This window comes from Actinomycetota bacterium (genome assembly GCA_040754375.1).
Taxonomy (GTDB): domain Bacteria; phylum Actinomycetota; class Acidimicrobiia; order Acidimicrobiales; family AC-14; genus JBFMCT01.
In genome coordinates this window covers 1-19,796 of the sequence record JBFMCT010000010.1, presented here as the reverse complement: position 1 = coordinate 19,796, position 19,796 = coordinate 1, and the positions used below count along the sequence as shown (strand labels likewise).

The window sequence follows — 19,796 nt, the reverse complement described above, 5'->3', positions numbered from 1 at the left end:
CACCTCGTAGACCCGGGAGACCACGGGGAAGAGGCTCAAGGCGCGTCCCTCCGCGACTACCCCTCCGGCGACGTACCGGCCACTACCGACGGGCTGGCACCCGGCGACTCGCCAAGCGAGGGGGCAGCGGGCCACCAAGGCGAAGCCGGCGAAGAAGTCGACGAACAAGCCGGCGACCCTGCTCAGGGGCTCGTCATTGCCGTACCGGAGCGACCGGCGAGCGCCGGCCACGGCCCGACCGATGGCGAGGAACCGGGCGGTGATGCCCGGAGCGGGGACCGAGGCCCCCTCGATGACCTGCCCCCCACCCGGCCCCTGGCCGGCCCCGGGGGAGAGCGGGCTCCTGCCCGATCACTGCCCCGGACCATCGCTGTGGCCAACCAGAAAGGTGGCGTGGGTAAGACGACCACGGCCGTGAACCTGGGTGCGGGGCTGGCTGACCTGGGGTTCCGTGTCCTGGTGATCGACCTCGACCCCCAAGGCAACGCCACTACGGGCCTGGGGATCAACTCCCGCAACCTCAACCTGTCGATCTACGACGTCCTGATGTCGGAGTCCCCCCTCGAGGACTGCATCGAGCCGACGGCGGTCCGCAACCTCTTCGTGGCCCCGGCCACCATCGACTTGGCCGGGGCCGAGATCGAGCTGGTCCCTGCCTTTTCCCGCGAGCTGCGCCTGCGGAGGGCCATCGAGCGAGCAGGCGACCACTACGACTTCATCCTCATCGACTGTCCCCCGTCGCTGGGCCTGCTGACCGTCAACGGTCTGGCCGCCGTCTCCGAGGTGCTCGTGCCTATCCAGTGCGAGTACTACGCCCTCGAAGGCCTGGGCCAGCTCATGCGTAACATCAACCTCGTCCAGAGCAACCTGAACCCCCAGCTGGAGCTGAGCACCATCGTCCTCACCATGTACGACGCCCGGACGAAGCTGTCCGACCAGGTGGTCAAGGAAGTCAAGAGCCATTTCGGCGCCAAGGTGTGCCGCAACATCGTGCCTCGCACGGTGAGGCTGTCCGAGGCGCCGTCCTTCGGCCAGCCGATCAGCGTGTTCGACCCGTCGTCCCGGGGTGCCATCGCCTACCGGGAGCTGGCGAAGGAGGTGAGCGGTGGCGCGGCGCGGCGGGCTGGGTAGGGGGCTCGACTCCCTGATCCCTCCGGGGGCGGACGACGAAGGCGCCGTCTTCCGCGACATCCCGGTGTCCTCCATCACCGCCAACCGGCGCCAACCCCGCACCCGTTTCGACGAGGAGGCCATGGCCGCCCTCACGGCGTCTGTGCGTGAGCTGGGCGTGCTCCAGCCCGTGCTCGTACGTTCCAGCGGGCCCGGCCCGGGAGGCCCCTACGAGCTCATCGCCGGGGAACGGCGCTGGCGGGCGGCTCGGCGGGCGGGCCTGGCCACCATCCCGGCCATCGTCCGCACAGTCGACGACACCGCCTCGCTTGAACAGGCCATCGTCGAGAACGTCCAGCGCGAAGACCTCAACCCCATGGACGAGGCCGCCGCCTACCAGCAGCTGATCGAGGACTTCCACCTCACCCACGACGAGCTGGCCACCCGGGTGGGCAAGAGCCGGGCGGCCATCTCCAACACCCTGCGGCTCTTCCAGCTCCCCCCCGCGGTCCAGCGCATGCTGCACGACGGCCAGCTCACGGCTGGCCACGCTCGTGCCCTCCTGACCACCCCGGACCGGACCTTCCAGGAAGGGCTAGCCCAGCGGGCCGTACGCGACGGGTTGTCGGTGCGGACGGTGGAGGACCTGGCCCGCCATCACAACGACGGCAACCGGGGCGAGGACCGCGCCGCCGCCCCCGAACCGGGCCCTGCTCCGAAGCAGGCCCCCGGCGGGGGATTGCGGCCCGCGGGGCTGCTGGAGCTCGAGGACATGCTGGCCTCCCACCTCGACACCCGGGTCAAAGTCGAGCTGGGGGCCTCCAAAGGACGGGTGGTCGTGGAGTTCGCCGACCTGGAGGACCTGGAGCGCATCTACCGGGCGATGACCGGCAAGTAGCCGGCGCAACCAGGCGGTCCGACGCAACCGAACGGCACCCGCCGGTGTTCTGAAGGCATGGACCAGAGGCCAGGCCCCGACCTCGCCGCCGACCTGGCCGCCGACCTGGCCGCGGACCTGGCCGCCGATGTCGACGGGGCCTTCCCGGCGTTCGTGGACCGGTTCGGGGGGGACGTGTTCACACTCGCCCGGCGGGTGAGCGACGCGTCGGCGGCCGAGGACATTGCCCAGGACGCCTTCGTACGCGCCCACAAGGCTCTTCGCAGTTACTCGCCGTCGCGGACCGCGTCCCTCGAACTACGACCATGGGTGTTGACGATCGCGCTCAACGTGGCGCGAAACCACCTGCGAACCGCTTCTTGCCGCACGACCGTACCGATGGACGACGGACGGCGACCATCGCCCTTGCGCTCTCATCCCGACCCGGCGGTGACCGCCTCGGACCGCCTCGACCTGGCTGGCGCGCTGGCCTCCCTGCCGCTGGCCGCCCGCCAGGCGGTGGTCCTCCGCCATGTGATCGGCTGCTCGACTGCTGAGACGGCGGCGGTGCTGGGCAGGCCCGAGGGTACGGTCAAAGCCCAGGTTTCCCGTGCCCTGGCCGCCATGCGTGACCGACTGGAGGACCGACCATGAACCTCGAAGCCGCCTTGGCCCTCCTGGCCAGTCCCGCCCCACCCAGCCTGGCGGCCAGAGTGGACGCGGCCACCGGCCTGGCCGACCTGCAACTGGTGGTCGACGGCCCGACGGGGCCGCTGCGGGTGGCCTTCGGCCAGGCGGGGGCCAGCCTGGTCGCTCCAGCCGTGACTGCGTCCCCCGACGACGAACACCAGTTCGCCGAGGCTTTCGCGGCCCGCTACCCCCAGCGCCGTCTCCACCGAGCGCCCCCAGGCACACCCCTACCGCGGGCGCTCCTGAGCGCGCTCAGTGGCGGCAAGACGCCTAGGTGTGACCTGTCGAGCTGCACGCCGTTCCAGCGGGCCGTGCTCGAGAAGGCGGCGCAGATCCCCCGGGGCCAGGTCCGCAGCTACGGGTGGGTGGCCCGCGAGGTCGGCCACCACGGAGCCACCCGGGCGGTGGGCACGGCCTTGGGCCGCAACCCGGTCCCGGTGCTTGTCCCCTGCCACCGGGTGGTCAGGACCGACGGCCACATCGGCAACTACGCCCTCGGCCCCGACGCCAAGCGCCGCCTACTGGCCGCTGAGGGTGTCGACCTCGACGAACTGGCCCGCCTGGCGGCCTCCGGGGCCCGCTTCACGGGGGTGACCACGACCGGGGTGTTCTGCCTGCCGACGTGCCACCATGTCCGCCGCAGCACACCCGCCCACCGCGTGATGTTCCCGAGCGCGCAACTGGCCGCCGACGCTGGTTACCGGCCGTGCCTGAGCTGCCGGCCCGCGCCGGTGTCCACAGCTTGACCCCTGTCTGTGGAGAACGTCTGCAGCCGAGCCGCGCTCGGGGCGCAGGGCGCTGGCTCGCTCAGGCGTCGATGAACTCGGCCAGCTCGCTCATGAGCTGTCCCTTGCCCTTGGCGCCCACGATGCGCTTCTTGAGCACCCCGTCCTTGAACAGCAGCAGGGTGGGGATGCTGAAGATCTCGTAGCGCCGGGCGATGTCGGGGGAGTGGTCGACGTTGAGCTTGCGGATCAGCAGCTTGCCCTCCTGCTCACCGGCGATCTGCTCCAGGACGGGCGCGACCATCCGGCACGGGTGGCACCACTCGGCCCAGAAGTCGACCAGCAACGGGACTTCGGCCGCGCCGATCTCCTCGTCGAACGTCGTGTCGCTGAGGTCGGTGATCCCGGTTGCCATGGTGCTGCGCTTCCTCTCTCGTCCTGGGCCCCTGGAGGCCCGTCCGACTGTCTGAACACGGCGGCGGGCCGGTTTACTCCTGCTGGCCTGGTCGCCGGCCTCCGGCCTCGCCGCCCCCGCCGGGGCCCCCTTAGTCCTTCTGGTCCTCCAGCCACCGTTCGGCGTCGATGGCCGCCATGCAGCCGGAGCCGGCGGCCGTGATGGCCTGGCGGTAGACGTGGTCCTGTACGTCCCCGGCCGCGAAGACGCCCTCCACGCTGGTACGGGTCCCGTCGTGGGTGAGGATGTAGCCGTTGGCGTCGAGGGCCAGCTGGCCGGCGAACAAGCCGGTATTGGGGACGTGGCCGATGGCCACGAACAGGCCGCTCACCGCCAGGACCGACTGCTCGCCCGTCTTGACGTTGCGCAGTTGGGCGCCTTCGAGGCGCTTGTCGCCCACCAGGTCGGTGACGACCGTGTCCCAGACGAACTCGATCTTTTCGTTCTTGAAGGCCCGCTCCTGCATGATCTTCGAGGCCCGGAGCGAGTCACGCCGGTGCACGACCGACACCTTCTGGCCGAACTTGGTCAGGAACAGCGCCTCTTCGAGGGCGGAGTCCCCGCCGCCCACGACGGCGATGGGCAGGCCCTGGAAGAAGAAGCCGTCACAGGTGGCGCACGTGGACAAGCCATGGCCCAGCAGCCGCTTCTCGGCTTCGAGGCCCAGCATGCGGGCCTGGGCTCCGGTCGAGATGATCACCGAATGGGCGCGGTACTCGTTGTCGCGCGTCCACACGCCGAAGGGCCGGGACGAGAAGTCGACCCGCTCGGCCCGCTCGGTGACGATGCGGGTGCCGAAGCGAGCGGCCTGGGCCCGGAAGTTAGCCATGAGGTCGGGGCCCTGGATGCCGTCGACGAAGCCCGGGTAGTTCTCGACTTCGGTGGTGAGCATGAGCTGGCCGCCGGGCTGGTCGGAGGACGACGTGAGCTCGCCCTCCAGCATCAGGGGGCGCAGGTTGGCTCGGGCCGTGTAGATGGCGGCCGTCAGGCCCGCCGGTCCCGAGCCGATGATGATGACCTCTTCGATATCGTCGTTCACGCACCCTCCGTGCGGGGTTGCCTCTTGGACCAGACGAACAGTCCAGCCGCCGTGAATATTGCCCCGACGATCAGGTAGGTGAGCCACACCTCCTGGGGGATGAGCGCGTCGAGGGCGCGGACCGAGGCGATGAGCAGCAGGATGCCGGCCATGAGCCCCAAGACAGCCACCAGCAGGCCGTAGACGACGGCCCGGGCGACCATCACGACCCGGTCGGTCGTCTGCGTCCGGACCTTGTCGATCAACTCCTCGAGACGACCGACCGTCTCAGCGGCCCAGTCGGGCTCCTGGCCGGCGCCGTTGCTGTCGGACAACTGTGCCTCCCTCGGCTCGCCTACTCGTCATTACCGCCCGGGTGGGCCCCGGCCCGGAGCCTACCCTTGGCCGGTGCGCCTGACCCTCGCTGTGCTCGCCGCCGCGGCCGTGGGAGCGGCCGGGGCCCTGGTGTTGGGGGAGTACCCCTTCACCGGCCCCCTGGTCGTCGCCTCGGCCGTGGTTCTCGGGCTGTTCATCGGCGAGGCGGCCCTAGCCGTGGCCCGCGGCCCCAGCCTCGCCCTCGGGGTGGCGTGTGGGGCCGTCGGGCTCGCGGCCATGGTGTGGGCCGGTTGGATCACGACCAGCCACGACCTCTCTTTCCTCGGCCCCGTCGGTTGGACGGCCGTGGTCGTCACCGGGGTCACGGCCGGGGTCAGGACAGGTTGGTCTCGGCCAGGAGCCGACAGCCGTCGCCATGAGCGAACACCAGCACCACCTGCGGAGCCAGGCCGGGGTTAGGCCCGAACCCCAAGATGGTGGCTGGCGTGCCCCCGAAGGTGGCCGACGCCCGGTAGACGACAGTCTCGAGTTGGGGCCGGGCCGTACGGGCCTCGATCTCGCACACGTAAGTGCCCACCTGAGAAGGCTGGGGCACAGCGCGGTCGGCCGTAGCCTCGCCCTGGCCGGCGGCGGGCGCATCCACCGACCCCGAGCCCGGGGTAGCCCCACCCCCGGCCAGGGCGGGCGGCGACAAGGCGGGCGACAAGGCGGGCGACAAGGCGGCCGCGATCCGGGCCCGCAGGGCGTCCACGTCGGCCACCGGGCCGAGGTCGCCCCCGTCGACGACCGGCCCCGCGAACCGCCCACCCTCGGTGGCCGAGCCGGCCACGGGCCCGAGGGCGGCCGTGCCCGTGGACTCGTCGTTGCCCGGGTTCCCGACCAGGGTGGACATGGCCAGGACCAGCGCCAGCACGGCCGCCACCGCCGAACCGGCGGCCCACTGCCACCTCCGCGACCGCAGAGGGACGACCACCCCCGCCCCAGGTCCCCGGTCATCTCCATGGCCGGGACCGGCGGCCACCCGCCCTGGCCAACCGTCAGGTCCCTCTGGCTGAGGCCCCCGGCGGCCCACCCCGGACGGGCTGTCGCCCCCACCGCCGGGACCGGCGGACACCGGCCCGGGCCAGCCTTCAGCCGGGTGGGGCTGGTTGTCGCCGGTCCGGCCAGCCGGCCGCCGCGTCCCGCCCGCCTCGGCCCCGGGCCCGGACAGGCCCACCGGCGGCCCCACCCCCCCAGCCTGGCCGGGAGACAGGCCGGCGGCCGTGGCCTCGTCCCACGCGGCCAGGGCGGCGGCGATGGCTGCCCGCCGGGTGGTGGGGGAGGGTGCGGGCACCGCGCCGGCCACGGCGTCACGGGCCGAAGCCAGCGAGGCGAACGCCCGCCCGCACGCCGGGCAGGACCCGGCGTGGGCTCGTGCCCCGTCGTCGAGGCCGTCGAGGGCCGCGCTCAGGGCGTCGAGGTCGGGGTGGTCGGTCACGGATGTCTCTCTGTCGACGGTCTGGTGTTTGGACGCCGGGCGGGAGGCTCCCGGTTCCCTTCGGGGGCGATCAGCTCGGCCAGGGCGGCCCGGCCCCGTGAGATGCGGGACCGCACCGTGCCCGGAGGTAGGTCGAGAACGTCGGCGATCTCCTCGTAGGTCAGCGCGCACAGGTCGCGCAGGACCACAGGGGCCCGGAAGTCGGCCGGCAGGCGGGCCAGGGCGGCGTCGATGTCCATGCGTTCGAGGGCCTGCTCGACGGTGCCCTCCCCCCCGGGCGAGGCCACCCCCCAGGCCCCCCCGGCCGGCCGGGCCCCGGGACCGTCGGGCAGGCCGGGCTCGGGGCGCCGGCGCCGACGCCGGAGCTCGTCGAGGGCGGCGTTGGTCGCGACCCGGTAGGCCCAGGTCGTGAACGACGAGCGGTTGTCGAACCGGGCCAACCCCCTCACGACGGCTATCAGGGCCTCCTGGGTGGCGTCGGCCGCGTCGGCGTCGTTGCCCGTCAGCCGCCGGCAGAGGGCGTGGAGCCGGTCATGGTGGCGTTCGAGCAGGGCCTCCAGCGCCCCCCGGTCGCCCCCCTGGGCGGCGGCCACCAGGTCGCCGTCGGTACGGGACGTGTACCGCCCGGGCCGGGTGTCAGCCATCTGACGCGGCCGTGACCCGGGCGCCGCCGATGGCCACCCGTAGGTCGGGGCCGAGGTCGGTGATCCACACGAGCACGGCCTGGCCCTGCCGGCCGTGGAGGTCGAGCTCGATCTCGGGCCTGTTCACGTTGTTGCGGCTGGCCACCGGGTCGCCCCACTCGGCCAGAGAGGCCTTGGGGCCGTCGGCCACGTACACCCGCAGGTTCCAGCCTCGGCTGGGAGTGCTCAGCAACAGTTCCCGCACGACGGCTGGGCGGTCGAGCACCAGGACGACACCGACCCCGTCCTTGAGCCCTCCGAGCCGGCGGTTGGCGTAGGTCTCGGTGGTCCACACCGTCGCCGGGTTGCCGTCGAGCAGCAGGGGGAGCCGGTCGTCGTGCTCGCCGCCCGACCCCGGAGGGGGGTCGAACGACAGGGCCTCGACGATCGAAACGGGGACGGGGCGCGCCTGCTCCTCCGAACCCGGGTTGAACAACCGCTGGCCGGTGTCGGTGGTGGCGAACAGGACACCGATCACCCCGAGGGCGACCGCCATCACCATGATCAGGCCCACCGGCCACAGCCACGACCGCTCGCTCTGGCCGAAGGTCGGCACCCGCACGCCTTCGGGCGGTGTGGGCTCCCTCACCACCAGAGGCACGGCGTCGTCGGGGCCCAGGTCGATCGACAGCAGGGCGGTCTGCATCTCGGCGGCGTGGGGATAGCGGTCGTCGGGCGACTTGGCCAGCGCCCGCATCACCACGGCTTCGAGCGAGCGGGGGATGCCGGCCCTCAACTGGCGGGGGCTGAGGGGGCGGGCCGTCTTGTGCTTGAGGGCCACGGCTATGTCACTGTCGGCCACGAACGGAGGCTGGCCGCACAGCATCTCGTAGAGCACGACCCCCAAGGCGTAGATGTCGGCCCGGCCGTCGACCTCGGCCCCGTCGACCTGCTCGGGGGACAGGTACTTGGCCGTGCCCACGACCGCCCCCGCCTGGGTGAGGTCACCGTCCCCACCGGCCGGTGAACGCGGCTCGGCGGCCGCCTTGGCGATCCCGAAGTCGGCCACCTTCACGGTGTCGTCGTCGCCCAGGAGGATGTTGCCGGGCTTGACGTCGCGGTGGACGACGCCGTGGCGGTGGGCGTAGTCGAGGGCGTCGGCCACCTGCACGGCGATGCCCGTAGCCCGCGCCGGGGGCAGGGGGCCGTTGGCTGCCAGCACCTCGTAGAGGGTCCGGCCGTGGACCAGTTCCATGACGATGAAGGCCACTCCGTCGTCCACGCCCGTGTCGAAGGTGGCCACCACGTTGGGGTGGGCCAGCCGGGCGGCGGCCACCGCTTCGCGCCGGAACCGCTCGAGGAACGAACCGTCCGAGGCCAGGTGGGGCAGCAGGACCTTCACGGCCACCGGACGCCCGAGCACCTCGTCGGACGCCTCCCAGACTTCGGCCATCCCCCCGCGGGCGATGGGGCGGCCGAGCCGGTACCGCCCGGCAAGGACGCGCTCGGCGTCAATGCGAGGCGAGTCGGGCACCGGTCTTCACGGTACCGAACCTCGCCCGCCCGCACACCTCGGGCCGCATAGAGTTACGCCGGATGGGCAGGAAGGGACGCCACCGCCGGGGCGGACGCACCACCCCCAAGGGGACACGCCCGCCCGGCACCCACCGCTCGGGCGAGAGCCCCTACGACGACGGCCCCGCCGACCATCCCGCCGACGGCCCGGGGCTCATGGACCAGGTGGCCGAGGCCCTGGCTGACGACCACCCCCTGGGGCTGCTGGCCCATGCGAGCACACTGCTGGCCGTGGTCGACCCCCGCACCGACGACCCCTTCGACCGTGACGGCGACGAGACCCTGGGTCGAGACGGCCTGCTGGCGGCCATGCTGGAGGTCCGCCGGCGGGAGACGAGCGCCCTACTGGCTGCTGTCTCCCACCTCTTGGGCGACGAGCTCTTGGCTGCCCGGGTGCGCCGGGAGCTGGCCGCCCGGGCCGACGACCTGCCGGCCTGGCTGGTCCGCATGGGCGAGGCCGAGGCCTACCAGACCATGGAGATGACCCACGTCCTCGGGGACGGGGACAACGTGCTGATCGGGGCCCGGTTCCCCACCGGGCACGAGATGACGGCCGTGGTCTACATCGACCACAACCTCGGCTCCCTGGTGAAGGACGCCTTCGTCCTACCGGAGGGCACCACGGGGGTCGTGGCGTTCTTCCGTCAGGCGGCGGGGGCCGACGCCGACACCCGGTGGGCTGACCTCGACCCGGCCGACGCCCGGGCCCGCATCACCGAGGCCATCACCCGGGGCGCCATGACCGTTCCCCGCATCGAGACCGAGACCTGGCCGGCGGCCATGGCCCTGGTCGAGTGGATGGCCGGCCTGCTGCCGACCGGGGGGACCGGTTACGTGCGGCCCGAGTGGAGCGAGCAGGACCAGGACGACCTGCGGGACCGGTTCCTGGCCTCGCCCATGGCCGCCGCCCTCGACCCCGACCAGCAGGACTTCGTCCAGCACCTGTTGTGGTTCGGCACCGGCTACGGGCCGGGCGACCCCTTGCGCTGGAGCCCGGTGGCCGTCGAGATCGTGCTGGAGGACTGGGTGCCCCGCAAGATCATGGCCGATGCCGCCTACCTGGCCAAGGCCCCGGACGTGCTGCGCGCCTTCATCCGTTTCTGCCACGCCGAGCGGGCCATCACACCGGCCCTCACAGCCGAGACCCTGGCAGCCGTCGACCGCTTCGAGCCGGCCTACCAACGCACCATCCGGTCGCCCCGGCCTCAGGGAGCGGAGGCCATCCTGGCTGCCATGGCCGCCATGAGGGGCGAGCCCGGCCTGTTCGACGACGAGTTCGACGACGACTTCGACGACGACTTCGACGCCGACTTCGACGACGAGGCCTACTGGAGAGAGGGTCGATGGGCCCAGGACAACGCTCGGGGCCGGCTCGCGTACCTGGCCCGCGAGGTCGGGGGCGAGGCGGTCCTCGACGCCCTCGACGACCGGCCGTTGCCCGACGAACCCATGGACTGGACCGGGACGCCCGACGACATCCGCCCGAAGGTCGACGAGGTGCTGTCGCTGTGCGACCGCTTCTGTGACGAACGCCTGACCACCGAGTACCGCACCGCCTGCCGGCGCATCCTGGCCCGGGCGGCGTCCGGCGACCCCGCCGTCTTCCGCCGCAAGGCCCGGGCCGACACCGCCGCGGCCGCCATCTGCTGGGCCGTGGCCCGGGCCAACAACCTGTTCACGCTCGGACCTCACAAGATGATGGCCCGCGACCTGGCGGGCTGGTTCGGGCTCACCAGCGCGCCCTCTCAGCGGGCAGGCACGCTCCTACGGGCGGCCGGGCTCCCTCAGGGCTACGAGGGCGACCTGGGCACCGTCGACCTGCTCGTCGGCTCCTACCGCCGGTTCCTGCTCTCCCAGCGCGACCACTTCCGCTCCCAACTCGACCGCCCGGCCACGTAGCTGTATCAGGGGGCGGGCTCGCCGGGACCGACGGCGGCCGGCCGGGACCGGGCACGGGCCCGCAGCCGTTGGAGCGCGGCGGCCAGGGCCACCAGGACGAGGGCAGCCAGAGCGATCCGTCCGCTGCCTACGGTGTCGATCCAGTTGGAGACCTGTCCTGACCAGCGGGTGACCCACACGACCGGGCCGGCGGCGATGCCCTCGCCGGTGCCGTCGTCGTTCTGGAGGCGGATCTCGTAGACGGCGTACCAGGTCACGTAGGCCCCGGCCAGCACGAGCAACCCGCCCCCAGCGCGCGTCACGAAGGGCACGGCCCGGCGGAAGGCAGCGGCCAGGGGCTGCTGGGCCAGGGCCATGACCACCGCCAGCGCGGTGAGGACGGTCCCCATTCCCAGCGCGTAGGCGACGAACACGGCCAACCCCGACAGCAGGCTGGCGTCTCGGAACGTGGTGGCCACCGCGGCCAAGAAGATGGGCAGGGTGCACGACAGCGACACGGTGGCGTAGGAGGCGCCGTAGAGCGTCATCGACGCCAGGCCTCGCCGCCGGCCTCCGGCAGCCAGGCGGGGGAGTGCCAAGGCCGGCTTCCAGCCCACCACGGTGGCCACCCCCAGGGCGGTGAGGGCCAGCCCGATGGGCACCGAGACCCAAGGGGCCACCCTCTGCACGGCCAGCGAGAACCCGGTCGTGGCCAGGCCGGCCAGCCCGAAGACGGCTACGAAGCCGATCGTGACCGAGCCGCCCACGGCCAGGGCGCGAGCCACCGGGGCCAAACGGGGAGATGGCCTACCCCCCTGGCCGTCCCCGCCGTCCTCCCCGCCGTCCTCCCCGCCCAGGAAGAAGGCCAGGTAGGCAGGCACGAGCGCGAACCCGCAGGGGTTGAAAGCGGCCACCATCCCAGCCGCGAAGCCGAGGGCCAAGGGAGCGTCTATCAACGGCCCGGCTTCAGTAACGAGCGGCCAGGCGCAGCACTTCCTGCTCGGGGAAGGGGCCCAGCCAGCGCTCGACCTCCTCGCCACCCGGGGACAGCAGCACGGCCGCGGGCTGGCCGGGGATGCGCAGCTCGCGCCACGACCGCAAAGACGAGTCCCACAGCATGGTGAACGTGGTGCCGTAACGGGCCACGAAGTCGCGCGCCTCGCCCAGGCTGTCCTGGGTGCCGAGGCCGACCACCCTCACCGTGTCCTGGTGCTGCCGAGCGAACTGCTCGACGCCGGGGGCCTCCCGGCGGCACGTCGGTCAGTGGGGGGCCCAGAACCACAACAGCACGGGCTGGGCCGAGGGCACCAACGATGCCAGGTTGACCTTCGTCCCGGCCCCCACGTCGTCGACCACGAGATCGGGAAGCACGCTGCGGGCCGTGCTCGGAGCGGTGGTCCCGGTGGTCGGGACGGCTGCGTCACCGCCGCCTCCCCCGGTCGTGGGCGGGGCCGCCTCGAGGCTGGGCAGCGTCGGGCTGGGGGCCGCCGAGGTGCCTTCGCCCCCACCGCCCCCACCGCCCCCGCACGCGGACAGGACGAGGCCGCCGGCTGCGGCCAGTGCCGCCAGCCTACGGGCGGGCCGGGCCCGGCGCGGGCGCCGGTGCGCCGGTGCGCCCCGCCCCGCCTGTAGAGCCCCAGCTCGGGTCAGCACCATGTCGGACCGGAGTCCAGCACAGGTTGGAGCGCTGTTGGTGTCGGGCCTCAGGCCACCTGGAAGGCGACGCCGATGGTGCCGGGGCCGGTGTGGGCCCCGATCACCGGCCCGATGTCACCCACCACGATCTGGTCGCGGGGGAAGTTCTCGCCCAGCATGTCGAGGAACTGGTCGAGGTCGGCGGCCGCCCCGTTGAGCACGGCCAGGTGCTCGACCTTGCCGGGGGCGTTGGCCACCTGGTCGGCTACGTGGCGCAGGGCCTTGGTGCGGGTGCGCACCTTGGGCCCGGGCTCGACCTTGCCGTCGACCACCACGATCACCGGCTTGACCGACAGGAGAGAGCCCAGCAGGGCCTGGGCACCGCCTATGCGCCCCCCCTTCTTGAGAAAGTCGAGGGTGTCGATGGTGCCCACCACGTTGGTCTTGGCCACGGCCGCCTCGGTCGTCTCCACCACGTCGGCCAGCGAGGCCCCGGCGGCCACGGCCCGGGCCGCAGCCAGCACGATGAGGCCCTCCCCCAGAGTGGCCGACAGCGAGTCGACCACCCGCACGGGCACGACGTCGGCCACTCCCTTGGCCGCCGCCTGGGCGGCCTGGATGGTGGCCGACAGGCGCGACGACAGGTTGATGCAGACCACCCCGTCGGCCCCCGCCTCAGCCGCCGCCCGGAACACTTGGTCGAAGGCACCCGGTGACGGTGCGGCCGTCTCGGGCAAGGTGGGTGACGCCTCGCAGCGCGACCAGAAGTCCGACGGCGACAGGTCGCGGCCCGCCACCAGCTCCTCGGCCCCGAACCTCACCGTCAGGGGCACGACCGAGATCGAGTGGGAATCGACCAGTTCCCAAGGGAGGTCGCAGCCGCTGTCGGTGACGATATGCACGCTCATTGAACGCAGTCTAGGAGGCGGCCGCCTCCCGCGCCCTGGACCGTCCGGGCGGCCCGGACGGCGGGCCGGTCACGCGGGGACGAGACGGGCCGCCCGCCGGCCCCTGACGACGTGGCGTGCCCACCAGACAGCCAGGAAGAACAGCGCCCCGGCCGACACGACAAGGCTCACGCTGGAGGCAGCCGTCGAGCGCACGGTGAGGCGGGCCTGGCCGATGAGCAGGTTGCCGTCAGGGGACTGGAGCGTGATCCGCAGCGGGAAGGCACCCGACGTACGGGCCAGGACCTCGAAGCGTTCGGTGGTGTTGCGCCGCTCCAGGTCGAGCGAGCGGGTCGACCCGTCGGGGAACTCCAGCTTGTCGCTCTGCACGGTCACCAGCACCTTGACGGGCGAGCCCGTGCGGTTCTGGAAGGTGACGGGGATCTGGGCCTGGCGGGCGGTGAGTGTTATGGAGCGGCCGGTGGGCATCTCGATGGCGCCCAACTGGTCGGCGATGCCCGTCTCGACGGCGTCGACGTAGGCCTGCCGGGCCCGGCTGTCGCCCAGTTCGGCTGACTGGGCGGCCAGCAGACGCTCCTGGAGAAGGGCCATGCTGGGTGGTGCGGGCGATAGGACGGTGGCCAACGAGGCCAGGCGGCCTCGGGCCTGGCGGATGGCGGGTGCGACCTCGTCGAGGGCACCGGGGCTGGCGGGCGCCGGGTGGCGCACGAGCCCCAGGCCGCGGCCCGCGAGCGCCGGGGTGACGGCCGTGAACACCGTCTCGACGGCCACCGCCTCCATCACCGGGTTCTGGGTGAGGCCGGCGGTCAGCACGTCGAGGAAGGCACGCGTGGCCTTCCACCCCGGGGGGGCCACGGCCACCACCGCCCGGCGGTCGGCGGGCGCGTCCAGCCACAGCACGGCCAGGTCGGCCAGCAGGTGGTGGGCCTCGAGCACCTGGTCCCGCTCGGCGTTGAACCGGGCCGACAGGTCGGTGTCGGCCGCCACCGCGGGTGCGTCCTCCTCCCGCCCGCCCAGCACGAAGGGCCGGCTCAGCGTGACGTTGAGCTCGGGCACCGGCTCCAGCATCGAGTCGGCCACCACGAAGTGGGCCACCCCCCGCCTGATGAGCTCGTCCACCGACTCGGGGTCGAGGGGCCCGGTCTCCACCCACGTGCGGGTGTCGGGCCGCTGGACGAAGGCGTCGGTCAGCACCTCGGCCCCGTGGATGAGCTGGTGGCCCAGCTCGTTCGACAGACCGGCGGCCACCAGGTCGGGCACGTTCACCCCCACGAACGGCCGGGTCACGACGGGGTGGTCGATGCCCAGGCGGCGCAGCGATTCCAGCACCCGGTCGGCGCGGTCGTCGGTACTGGCGGCGAGGGCGGCCACCGTCTCGGGCGTGGCCTGGACGACGTAGGGCAGGGACCGGTTGGCCTCCAGCGCGGCCACCGAGGTGACGAGGTCGTCGAAGCCGGCCAGGCGGCGCTGGCCGTCGGGGGGCAGCGACACCGGGGCGTGCACGGGCAGGACCATGGCCAGCCCGAGCTTGGGCCCGGCGTGAGCGCTGGTCAGGTAGACGAGGTGGGTGGTGATCCGCTCCAGCGTGCCCGCCGGGTCGCGGAGGTCGACCCGGGTGGGGAACACGCCGTTGGTCTCGCCCAGCTCGCCCACCGGCACCCGCACGGTGACATCCCCGTTGGCCTCGGGCGTGACCGCGGCCAAAGCCACCCGGTGCGGTTCGAGGGCGGCCGGGCGCCCGATGCGGTCCTCCAGGGTCTGGGCGAACTCCGAGCGGGTCTGCACGGGCCGGTAGACCGTGACCACCACCTCGCTGCCCGCGGGAAGGCCGCTGCGCTCGACGCGAAGGCGGAAGACGAGGTCGGCGCCCGGTCCCACGTAGGGGCTCTGGCTCACCAGCGTCATGCGCCGGGGCACCTGGGCCTGGGCGTGGGCCGTAGCTCCGCCCCCTGTCACGGGGGGGGCCAGGACGGCCACCAAGGCGGCGCACGCCACCGCCAGCAGGGCGCGTGCGCTCGTGGGCTGGGCCCTCATGGCAGGTCGTAGCGCAGCACGGCCAGGCTGTCGCGCTCCTCCCTGAACCCCAGGCGCACGTACAGGCGCCGGGCCGCCTCGTTGCCCATCTGGGTGTTGACCACGACCCGCTCGACGCCCCGCCTGCGCATCCAGCGCAGGCTGTCAGCCACCAGGGCGGCGCCCAGCCCGAGGCGCTGGCAGTCGGGGTGGACGGCCAGGCGCTGGAGGTAGCCCCGGCGCTGGGTCCGGCCGGCGATGGCGTAGCCGACGACCTGGTCGGCCCCGTCCACCGCCACCTTGAACAGGGTCGACGGAGTGGCCTCGATGGCCTCCCGCAGGGACCATTCGTCGAGCTGCCAGAAGGGGCTGAAGGAGGCCGCGTCCACGGCCAGTACGGCCGGGTGGTCATGGTCGAGGGCGCGCCGCAGGGGGGCGTCACGCACGACCGGGGCCCGGCGCAGGTCGTGGCTCAGCAACCGCAGCCGCTCGTGCTCGTAAAAGCCTGCGGCCAGGAACGGTGCCTGCTCGGTGCGGGACAACGCGGCGGTCACAGCCGACGTGTAGCCCTCGTCGGCCAGGGTCTTCAGGCAGCGCTCGATGAACGACCGCGAGAGCAGCGCGCTCTCCCCGGCCGGCGAGAGGATGGCGGTCCGGCTGTCGCTCCGCCAGCGGCCGACACGCAAGCGCTCGCGGCCCCACTCCAGGACAGCCGACCGTGTAGACACCTGCCGAGAGGATAGGCCCCGGCCCCGCCGGGTAGCTTCCGCCCCATGTCCGCCGTGGTGGAGTACCCGCCCGCGGGGCTGGGCCACGACGCCGGCCCCGGCCATCCCGAGAGGCCGGCCCGGCTGCGGGCGGTGGTGGCTGGGATCGAAGCGGCCGGCCTCGGGGCGGACGTGGAGTGGGTCACGCCCCGAGCGGCCACCGTCGAGGAGGTGGCCCTGGTCCACGACCCCGGGCACATCGAGGCCGTGCGCCGCTTCAGCGAACGGGGCGGGGGGATGCTCACCCTCGACACGGGAGCCGGTCCCAGATCGTGGGACGCGGCGCTGGCCGCGGCCGGGGCCGTCTTGGATGCCGGCGAACGCCAGCGGGCCGCATTCTGCGCGGTGCGGCCGCCGGGCCACCACGCCACCGCCGGCCAGGCCCAGGGCTTCTGCCTGTTCAACAACGTGGCCGTGGGGGCGGCCGCCCTGGCCGCCCGGGGCGAACGCGTACTGGTCGTCGACTGGGACGCCCACCACGGCAACGGCACCCAGGACCTCTTCTACGCCGACGACCGCGTCCTCTACGTGTCGATGCACCAGTGGCCCCTCTACCCGTTCACGGGCGGGGCCGACGAGACGGGGACCGGCCCGGGCGCGGGTCACACGGTCAACTTCCCGCTGCCCCCCGGGGCCACCGGCGACGTGTACCAGGCGGCCATGGACGTGGTCGGGCGGGTGTCGGCCCGGTTCGAGCCGACGTGGGCCCTGGTGTCGTCGGGCTTCGACTCCCACCGCGACGACATCTTGGAGGACACCGCTCTGGGCCTGACCTCGGGCGACTACGCGGCCCTCACCCGCCGGGTGGCCGAACTCGTCCCCCCGGGCCGGTGCGTGGTCGTGCTGGAGGGCGGCTACGACCTCGACGCGCTGGCCAACTCGTCGGCCGCAGTCGTGGCCGCCCTCGCCGGCCGCCACGACTTCCAGCCCGCCGAACCCGCCACCTCCGGCGGCCCCGGCCTCGACGCCGTGGCCACCACCACCCGCCTCGCCCCCCTCGCCTGAACCCCGAAACCCCGAACCCCGAAACCCCGAACCCCGCGAACCCCCGAAACCTGCGCGGGTTTCGTGGGCAAAACACCCACGAAACCCGCGCAGGTTTCGGGAAATGCGAGGCGGGAGGTCGTCAACTGTCCGTACCCTGGTCGGTGACAGCGGCGTGAGCGGCGGGCCCCGGAGTTCTGGGGCCGGTTCCGACGTGTTGCCCGCTGTCTGGGGCATTTAGAGGGGTTCGACTCCCCGTCCGATGCGTTCTGGCTCCGGCCGGCGGCAGGCAACTGCACCACGGCACCGGCCCTGTGGTCCCCAAGGCCCCGCCGGGGGCGGTGGGCCGGCCGGAGCGGGACGCCACACGAGCACGAAGGAACACAGATGAGACGGACCAACCGGGCCTGGCTGGCAGGCGTGCACGGGTACGTGGCGGTGGCCGAGCCGGCGCGCCCCGGCGGCCGGCTGGTGGTCGAGCAGTGGGAGCGCGCCCTGGTGTTCCGAGACGGCGCGCTGGCCCGCACCCTCGGGCCGGGGGCGTACCGGTCGTGGTCGCGGCGCGAGCGCGTACGGCGGGTCGACGTCAGGCCCTGGGTGCTGCAGGTGCCCACCCAGGAGGTGCCCACGGCCGACGGGGTGACGGTCAAGATCACGGCCGCCGGGCGCGTCCGGGTGGTCGACCCCGAGGCGTGGGTGACGGCCGCCCAGGACCCGTCGGCCGTCCTCTACCTGGCCGTGCAGGTGGCGCTACGGGAGCTGGTGACCGTCACCACCGTCGCCGACCTGCTGGCGTCGCGGCCCGAGGTGGCGGCCACCCTGGCCGCGTCGGTGCGCGGCCTGGACGAGGTGGGCGTGGCCCTCGACGCCCTGGAGCTCAAGGACGTCGTCCTGCCCCCCGACCTCAAGCGGGCGCAGTCCGAGGTCCTCATCGGCCGGGCCGAGGGCCAGGCTGCATTGGAGCGGGCGCGCGGCGAGACGGCTGCTCTGCGTTCGTTGGCCAACGCCGCCCGCCTGTGCGCCGACAACCCCGCCCTGCTGCAGCTCCGCCTCGTCCAGCAACTGGCGGGCGGGGCCGCTCCAACGGTGGTGATCACCGCCCCGCCCTTCGGCCCCGGCGCCCCGCTCTAGTGCGGCGGCCCCGGGGCCGGGCGGGCGAGGAGCTCGACGGCCAGGCGGGCTGGGCCGGCGAGGGCTACGGCGTGGTCGACAGCCGGTGGGATGGGATGGGACTGCCCGGGCCCGACGACGGTCACGAGCGGGGGTTCTGTCTCGATGGTGAGCGTGACCTCGCCCTCGGTCACTGTCAGGCGGCCCCACATGCCATCGGCCACCCGATGGGCACGCCCCAGGCCGGCGGGCAGGGTGGTCTGGTCGAACGGCCCGAGGGCCCGCACCACCTCTAGGTCGGCGGGCAGCTCGGCCCGGTCGCACAGCGGGCACTCGATCGGGCTTCCCACCCGGTCCGCCCGCCCCTCTTCGGTCAGCACCCACTCCCGAAGCTGGAACGGCGGGCGGTGCCTCACGTGCTGGGTGTGCAGGCACGACAGCTCGGCCACCCAACCGTCCCCGTCGGCCGGCCGGAAACCTACGATCGTGCGGACCATCGTCCCGAAGGTAGCCGGGCGGAGGTGAGACGGGCCCGGAGCCGGCGGCGCACACCCGGCGAGAGGACGGCGTAGAACGGGAACCACAGGAGGTTGCGCACCGGGGGTGAGCCTCCCAAGGCGGCCACCAGCGCAGCCCCCACACCCCGGGCCGATCCCGAGGCCCGGGCCCGGCCGGCCACGACGGTCAGGCAGAAGGCCGAGTAGGCGCGCTCGCCGAGCCGTCCCCGCTGGCGCCCGGCCCAGGCCAGCGAACGCTCCCAGTCGCCGGTGACGGCCGTGAGCCCGGGCCGGTCCTCTTCGATGTGCCAGACGGCCAGGTGCTCGGGAACGGCCAGGAACCGTGCTCCCCGCCCGGCGGCCCGGACCAGCCAGTCCCAGTCCTCATGGTTGCGCAGGGTCTCGTCGAAGGGTTCGGCCTCCAGCAGCGATCGTGAGGCCAACAGCGTGGAAGTGTGCAGGAGCGTCTCACCCTGGAACGGTGTCCGCGTGCAGAACAGGTACTCGCCCACCGACCTGGTCCCGTCGACGAACCTCTTGGGCCACCGGTACTCCGAGCCCGGGCTACGGGCCACCACGCCGGTGGACACGACCGCGTCGGGCGGCCATCCGGCGCGGGCCAGCACGTCGAGCTGGCGGGCCAGCTTGGACGGCAGCCAGCGGTCGTCGTCGTCGCAGAAGGCCACCCACGGGGCCGAGGTGACGGCCACTCCCGCGTTGCGGGCCTGCGACGGGCCGCCCCGTCCCGGCCTGCGCACCACCCGCACGCGCTGGTCGCCGATGGCCGACAGGGCGGCTTCGGTCTCCTCGGCCCCACCCCCGTCGGCGTCGACCACGACCACCACCTCGTCCACTGCGACCGTCTGGCCCAGCGCCGCCTCCACCGCCCCCACGACCAACTCCGGCCGCCGGTGCGTCGGCACCACCACCGCCACCCCGTCCCCGCCCACCCGGGCCCCGCCCACCCGGGCCCCGCCCACCCCGGTTCTGCCCACCCCGGTTCCGCCCACCCGGGCCCCGCCCACCCCGGCCCCGCCCACCCCGGTTCCGCCCACCCGGGCCCCGCCCACCCGGGCCCCGCCCACCCCGGTTCCGCCCACCCCGGCCCCGCCCACCCCG

Annotated in this window: 22 protein-coding genes; 8 read left to right on the top strand and 14 right to left on the bottom strand. The window is 73.4% G+C overall.

Annotated elements, in window-relative coordinates:
• Positions 1-315 precede the first annotated feature (315 nt).
• Genes AB1673_06370 through AB1673_06355 form a run of 4 tightly spaced genes read left to right on the top strand, consistent with a single transcriptional unit; the run spans position 316 to position 3,423 of the window.
• Positions 316-1,131, top strand: coding sequence for an AAA family ATPase (locus tag AB1673_06370; protein ID MEW6153599.1), 816 nt, complete (start codon positions 316-318; stop codon positions 1,129-1,131).
• Complete coding sequence (locus tag AB1673_06365) at positions 1,106-2,008, top strand: ParB/RepB/Spo0J family partition protein (protein MEW6153598.1); 903 nt, start codon at positions 1,106-1,108, stop codon at positions 2,006-2,008. The genes AB1673_06370 and AB1673_06365 overlap by 26 nt, the downstream gene beginning before the upstream one ends.
• Before the next feature lie 57 nt (positions 2,009-2,065).
• On the top strand, positions 2,066-2,641 hold the full coding sequence (locus AB1673_06360) for a sigma-70 family RNA polymerase sigma factor (protein MEW6153597.1): 576 nt from the start codon (positions 2,066-2,068) through the stop codon (positions 2,639-2,641).
• Positions 2,638-3,423 carry a methylated-DNA--[protein]-cysteine S-methyltransferase gene (locus AB1673_06355; protein ID MEW6153596.1) on the top strand — a complete coding sequence of 262 codons (786 nt, stop codon included), beginning with the start codon at positions 2,638-2,640 and terminating at the stop codon, positions 3,421-3,423. Before AB1673_06360 ends, AB1673_06355 begins: the two co-directional genes overlap by 4 nt.
• 61 nt (positions 3,424-3,484) lie before the next feature.
• Here AB1673_06355 and trxA read toward each other — a convergent pair whose 3' ends face one another.
• From trxA to AB1673_06340, 3 genes are all read right to left on the bottom strand, one after another.
• A complete protein-coding gene (gene trxA / locus AB1673_06350) occupies positions 3,485-3,817 on the bottom strand; it encodes a thioredoxin (GenBank protein ID MEW6153595.1) in 333 nt (110 codons plus the stop codon).
• 130 nt (positions 3,818-3,947) lie between these two features.
• Positions 3,948-4,895: a thioredoxin-disulfide reductase gene (trxB, locus tag AB1673_06345; protein MEW6153594.1), complete on the bottom strand. Its 948-nt coding sequence runs from the start codon at positions 4,893-4,895 to the stop codon at positions 3,948-3,950.
• Complete coding sequence (locus AB1673_06340) at positions 4,892-5,209, bottom strand: hypothetical protein (protein ID MEW6153593.1); 318 nt, start codon at positions 5,207-5,209, stop codon at positions 4,892-4,894. Before AB1673_06340 ends, trxB begins: the two co-directional genes overlap by 4 nt.
• A 73-nt stretch (positions 5,210-5,282) precedes the next feature.
• On the opposite strand from AB1673_06340, the gene AB1673_06335 reads away from it, so the two are divergent.
• A complete protein-coding gene (locus tag AB1673_06335) occupies positions 5,283-5,669 on the top strand; it encodes a hypothetical protein (GenBank protein MEW6153592.1) in 387 nt (128 codons plus the stop codon).
• On the opposite strand, the gene AB1673_06330 is transcribed toward AB1673_06335, so the two are convergent.
• The 3 genes from AB1673_06330 to AB1673_06320 are packed head-to-tail and all read right to left on the bottom strand — an operon-like array spanning position 5,584 to position 8,844.
• On the bottom strand, positions 5,584-6,687 hold the full coding sequence (locus AB1673_06330) for a hypothetical protein (protein ID MEW6153591.1): 1,104 nt from the start codon (positions 6,685-6,687) through the stop codon (positions 5,584-5,586). The genes AB1673_06335 and AB1673_06330 overlap by 86 nt on opposite strands.
• Entirely contained in the window at positions 6,684-7,331 is a 648-nt protein-coding gene (locus AB1673_06325; GenBank protein MEW6153590.1) for an RNA polymerase sigma factor, read from the bottom strand. The genes AB1673_06330 and AB1673_06325 overlap by 4 nt, the downstream gene beginning before the upstream one ends.
• Positions 7,324-8,844: a protein kinase gene (locus tag AB1673_06320; GenBank protein ID MEW6153589.1), complete on the bottom strand. Its 1,521-nt coding sequence runs from the start codon at positions 8,842-8,844 to the stop codon at positions 7,324-7,326. The genes AB1673_06325 and AB1673_06320 overlap by 8 nt, the downstream gene beginning before the upstream one ends.
• A gap of 62 nt (positions 8,845-8,906) precedes the next feature.
• Here AB1673_06320 and AB1673_06315 point away from each other — a divergent pair, with 62 nt between their 5' ends.
• Positions 8,907-10,784: a DUF6398 domain-containing protein gene (locus tag AB1673_06315; protein MEW6153588.1), complete on the top strand. Its 1,878-nt coding sequence runs from the start codon at positions 8,907-8,909 to the stop codon at positions 10,782-10,784.
• 5 nt (positions 10,785-10,789) lie between these two features.
• Here AB1673_06315 and AB1673_06310 read toward each other — a convergent pair whose 3' ends face one another.
• The 6 genes from AB1673_06310 to AB1673_06285 form a co-directional block, all read right to left on the bottom strand.
• Positions 10,790-11,719, bottom strand: a complete 930-nt coding sequence (locus AB1673_06310; GenBank protein ID MEW6153587.1) for a cytochrome c biogenesis protein CcdA — start codon at positions 11,717-11,719, stop codon at positions 10,790-10,792.
• Positions 11,720-11,729: 10 nt separating this feature from the next.
• The gene (locus AB1673_06305) at positions 11,730-11,963 is read right to left on the bottom strand and encodes a hypothetical protein (GenBank protein ID MEW6153586.1); all 234 of its coding nucleotides are present in this window, start codon (positions 11,961-11,963) and stop codon (positions 11,730-11,732) included.
• Positions 11,964-12,023: 60 nt separating this feature from the next.
• Positions 12,024-12,419, bottom strand: coding sequence for a hypothetical protein (locus AB1673_06300; GenBank protein MEW6153585.1), 396 nt, complete (start codon positions 12,417-12,419; stop codon positions 12,024-12,026).
• Between the two features lie 47 nt (positions 12,420-12,466).
• Complete coding sequence (locus AB1673_06295; protein ID MEW6153584.1) at positions 12,467-13,306, bottom strand: DegV family protein; 840 nt, start codon at positions 13,304-13,306, stop codon at positions 12,467-12,469.
• Positions 13,307-13,375: 69 nt separating this feature from the next.
• Complete coding sequence (locus AB1673_06290) at positions 13,376-15,340, bottom strand: DUF6049 family protein (GenBank protein MEW6153583.1); 1,965 nt, start codon at positions 15,338-15,340, stop codon at positions 13,376-13,378.
• The gene (locus tag AB1673_06285; GenBank protein MEW6153582.1) at positions 15,337-16,047 is read right to left on the bottom strand and encodes a GNAT family N-acetyltransferase; all 711 of its coding nucleotides are present in this window, start codon (positions 16,045-16,047) and stop codon (positions 15,337-15,339) included. Before AB1673_06285 ends, AB1673_06290 begins: the two co-directional genes overlap by 4 nt.
• A 45-nt stretch (positions 16,048-16,092) precedes the next feature.
• On the opposite strand from AB1673_06285, the gene AB1673_06280 reads away from it, so the two are divergent.
• Together AB1673_06280 and AB1673_06275 are read left to right on the top strand one after the other, a co-directional pair.
• On the top strand, positions 16,093-17,091 hold the full coding sequence (locus AB1673_06280; protein MEW6153581.1) for a histone deacetylase: 999 nt from the start codon (positions 16,093-16,095) through the stop codon (positions 17,089-17,091).
• A 366-nt stretch (positions 17,092-17,457) separates the two neighbouring features.
• Positions 17,458-18,201 (top strand): SPFH domain-containing protein, encoded by a 744-nt coding sequence (locus tag AB1673_06275; protein ID MEW6153580.1) that lies wholly within the window; start codon positions 17,458-17,460, stop codon positions 18,199-18,201.
• On the opposite strand, the gene AB1673_06270 is transcribed toward AB1673_06275, so the two are convergent.
• Both AB1673_06270 and AB1673_06265 read right to left on the bottom strand, forming a co-directional pair.
• Positions 18,198-18,677 carry a DUF3565 domain-containing protein gene (locus AB1673_06270; GenBank protein ID MEW6153579.1) on the bottom strand — a complete coding sequence of 160 codons (480 nt, stop codon included), beginning with the start codon at positions 18,675-18,677 and terminating at the stop codon, positions 18,198-18,200. The two genes, AB1673_06275 and AB1673_06270, sit on opposite strands and share 4 nt — an antisense overlap.
• Positions 18,659-19,796 (bottom strand): glycosyltransferase (locus AB1673_06265; protein ID MEW6153578.1); only part of this gene is annotated, 1,138 nt, incomplete at its 5' end. The genes AB1673_06265 and AB1673_06270, both read right to left, overlap by 19 nt.